This is a genomic window from Candidatus Chlorohelix sp., from assembly GCF_037138995.1.
In the GTDB taxonomy this organism is placed as follows: Bacteria; Chloroflexota; Chloroflexia; order Chloroheliales; family Chloroheliaceae; genus Chlorohelix.
In genome coordinates this window covers 1-3,802 of the sequence record NZ_JBAXHI010000090.1, presented here as the reverse complement: position 1 = coordinate 3,802, position 3,802 = coordinate 1, and the positions used below count along the sequence as shown (strand labels likewise).

Below are 3,802 nucleotides of genomic sequence, written 5' to 3'. Positions count from 1 at the left end.
GTTGGTGGGAATATATTTATAGTGATAAGTTAGTATTTCACGCGATTTTCTATAAAGCCTGACCTGTTTGAAGGAGCGTCCTGTTGAAAACTCTCAAGCAATTGTGCAAACCACGCCCTAGCGTTTTTGACCCATCCAAGCGTGATACTGTTCTCGATATTACCGATTTATTTAAAGATACGGTCGTGCCTGAGAAATTTTTCGAGGAGAATTTCCAGACCGGCGGCATGAAGATGTTGCTGCAACAGGCTTTCCGCCGTTTTGCCGGACAGAATGAGCAAGGCGTTTTTGTGCTGTCCCAAGCAATGGGCGGCGGCAAAACCCATAACATGCTTTCGCTTGGCTTGCTTGCCAAACATCCCGAAATCCGGCAGAAGGTCATGGATGAGCAGCATCCCAATCTCGGTAAAGTGCGGGTGGTAGGCTTTACCGGGCGTGAGAGTGATGCTTCCCTTGGCATCTGGGGCGAGATTGCCCGGCAGTTGGGGAAGCAGGAGGCTTTTAACGCTTACTATTCCCCCTTACAAGCTCCCGGTCAAACTGCTTGGGCGAATCTCTTGCAGGGCGAACCGCTACTAATTTTGCTGGATGAGTTGCCACCCTATTTCGAGAATGCCAAATCCAAAGCGATTGGGAACTCCGATTTGGCGCAAGTTACCACCACTGCTTTATCTAACCTGTTGGTGGCGGTTGGCAAGCCGGAACTGTCTAATGTGGCGGTGGTGATTTCCGATTTGAAGGCGACCTACGAAGGCGGTAGCGAACAGCTTAACCGCGCGTTGGGGAATTTGAGGGAAGAAGTTGGGCGTAGCGCGATGGTGCTTGAACCTGTTGGTATGAATACTGACGAGGTTTACCACATCCTACGCAAGCGTTTGTTTGAGGAATTACCCGGTGAGGCTGAAATAGCGGAAGTGGCGCAGGGCTATGCTAAAGCGGTTAAAGCTGCCCAACAAAGTGATATTACCCGCGAAAAGCCTGAGCAATATGCCATGCGTCTTCGCGAGTCTTACCCATTCCACTTTGGCATACGGGATTTGTGGGCGCGTTTCAAGGAAAATGCGGGCTTCCAGCAAACCCGTGGGCTAATTCGCCTCATGCGGGTGCTGGTTTCGCGCTTATATGATGAGCAAGAGGGCAAAGCCGGCGAGTTTTATCTGATACATGCCCATGATTTTGATTTTAATCACAGCGAAACGCTTAGTCAACTAAACCAAATTAACCCAAAGCTCGCCGCCGCTATTAGCCACGATGTCGCTTCCAAAGGCGATGCCGAAGCCGAGAAGATTGACGCGGAGCAGCAGAACAGTAGCGATGCGCGGGATGCCGCCAAGCTCTTGCTTATCGCTTCGCTGGCAAATGTGCCGGGCGCGGCGATGGGCTTGAATATGTACGAGATTGCCGCTTATCTGTGCGCCCCCAATCGAGACCTCTCCCGCTTGCGGAATGATGCGCTCAACGCCCTATCTACCCGCGCCTGGTATTTGCATACCGATACTCAGGGTCGGCTCTTTTTCAAGGATACCCAAAACATTGTCGCGAAATTAAAGACTACCGCCGAAAGTTATACCCGTGAATCTTGTTATAAAGAACTCCGCGAATATCTCAAGGAGCTTTTCAAGATTACCATCAAGGATTGCTATCAGGAAGTGTTGCCGCTACCGCCTCCCGATGGGGTGGAGATTGGGCAAGATAAGGTGTCGCTGGTTATTTGCGAGCCGCAACCCGGCGGTGGGCTTAGCGAAGGCTACCAGCAGTTTTACGAGAATTTAGCTTACAAAAACCGGGTATTGTTCCTGACTGGGATAAAAGATACCCATGATACTTTGCTGGATAATTCCGCCAGTTTTAAAGCTATTAAAAACATTATTGCTGAGATGCAAGCGGAGAAGGTTTCTGCCAATGACCCCCAACTAATTATGTCGCAAGAGTTATTGGATAAAATAAGGCTGCGGTTGCTTAGCGCTTTGCGTGAAGCTTTTACCACCTTCTTCTATCCGCATGGGGATAGCGGGCAATTGCTAAAGACCGATTGTATTATGGATTTCACCAATAATAATTTCAACGGGGAGCAGCAAATCCGCAAAACGCTGTTAGAACGTCAAAAGTTCACGGAGGATGTTTCCAGCGATACTTTCCGCAAGAAATGCGAAGCGCGTCTTTTTACTCAGCCTTTTATGCCGTGGAGTGAGGTTAAGAAGCGGGCTGCGACCAATACACAGTGGCAATGGCATCGCCCGGACGCGCTGGACAAAATGCGGGATGAGCTTATCCACAAGGCGCAATGGCGTGAAAGCGGCAACTATGTCGACCGTACCCCGCCCCCGCCGCCTACCGCTGAAGTTAAGGTGCAGCAGCTAAAGCGCGATGATGATACCGGCAAGGTTTTTTTGCGCTTGCATGCCAATAACGGCGACACTATCTATTATGAAGTTGGCGGCAAGGTGACGACTGCCTCAATGAAGGTAGCTGACCCCAAAAACTTTGAGACAGAAGAAATAGAGGTGCAGTTCCTATGCGTGGATTCTACCGGGAAATGTCCCACCGGGCAGGCGGTAACTTGGAAAAATACCGTTACTCTGAAATCGCGCCAATATAAAAACGGCGATTCTACGATGGCGGAGTTGCGGGCTGCCCCTCCCGGCGCGGAAATCCGCTATACCACCAACGGCGCAGACCCTCAGCATAACGGGGGGCTGTATGATGGCGATTTTGCCGTTCCGCTTGCCACAACCTATGTGTTGGCGGTGGCGAGCAAAGGGGGCGTGCAATCCCAAACGCATAAGCTGGAGATTGATAAGGGTCCGCACCCGTTAGCGCTTGACCTGCAAAATCCGGTACTGTGGAAACATAAATTTGACCTGAAGAATACCGCCGAAACTTATGTGTTTCTGGACAGGCTCAAGAAGTATGAGGGTTTTCTTCGTGGTCCCCGCTTTATGGTTAGCAGTCAGGAGAAGGGCTGGGTGGAATTTACCAGCGATGAGCGGATTAATCTGGATGCCCAACAAGCCCGTGATATGATAGACTGGTTGCGGACGACAATCGAAGAAGGCGAGGCTTCGCTGGAAGTGAACGATGGTATCCGCTTCAAAAGTGGTCAACTCCTGAAAGATTGGGAAGCCGAAACCAAAATTACCTTGATACAGGAAGAAATTTTGCAGTGACCGACCCAAAACCCGCCGCGCTCGGCTTTGGCTTTATAGTTGCCGAGTCGGCGCACCATTTTCTGGTAACGATTCCCGCCTCGAAAAAAGAGGCGGTTCTTATTAGTGAGCATCTGACTTGGGACGAGAGCGAGGCAAGGCGCGAACTAAGCCTAGCCATTGGCAAGGACGATAACAAATTGCGGGTTATTCTCAATCGCCGCGCTTGGGATTTGATTGCGGACGCGGCGCGCGTGGAGTTTAACCAACGTTTGCGGCAACTCGGTTTGAAGCCCGGTAACTGGAAAACAGGGCAAACCCCCGTTTCCCGCTTGTTGGGTAAAGAACTGGTGCTGCTGTGCTGGGCGATTGAGGATGCCGACCCCGCCCTGATTCCAACCGCTATAAAAAACTGGCTTGGGCTATCCCCCGAAGAACGTTGGTGGCTTTTTACGATGACCAACGCAGCCACCGGACATGCCCTGAACGGGCGCAATCGCGGTTGGCGAAGGGCGGTGCGTTACGCTCTCACCGATAACCCGGTGGCTGACCATAACCAACTTGAGTTTGATATGCCACTTGTGCGCCTGAGCCAGCAAGAAACCCTGTGGAGTCAGGCGCGGGGGCTGATGCCGGAAGACCGTGAAAACTACAAC

General features: G+C 51.3%; 2 protein-coding genes. Both read left to right on the top strand.

Annotated elements, in window-relative coordinates; all coding sequences use genetic code 11:
* Window positions 1-83: 83 nt before the first annotated feature.
* The gene (locus tag WCK19_RS18250; RefSeq protein ID WP_342398836.1) at window positions 84-3,167 is read left to right on the top strand and encodes a DUF499 domain-containing protein; all 3,084 of its coding nucleotides are present in this window, start codon (window positions 84-86) and stop codon (window positions 3,165-3,167) included.
* A partial coding sequence (locus WCK19_RS18245) for a DUF3780 domain-containing protein (protein ID WP_342398835.1) occupies window positions 3,164-3,802 on the top strand: 639 nt, incomplete at its 3' end. The genes WCK19_RS18250 and WCK19_RS18245, both read left to right, overlap by 4 nt.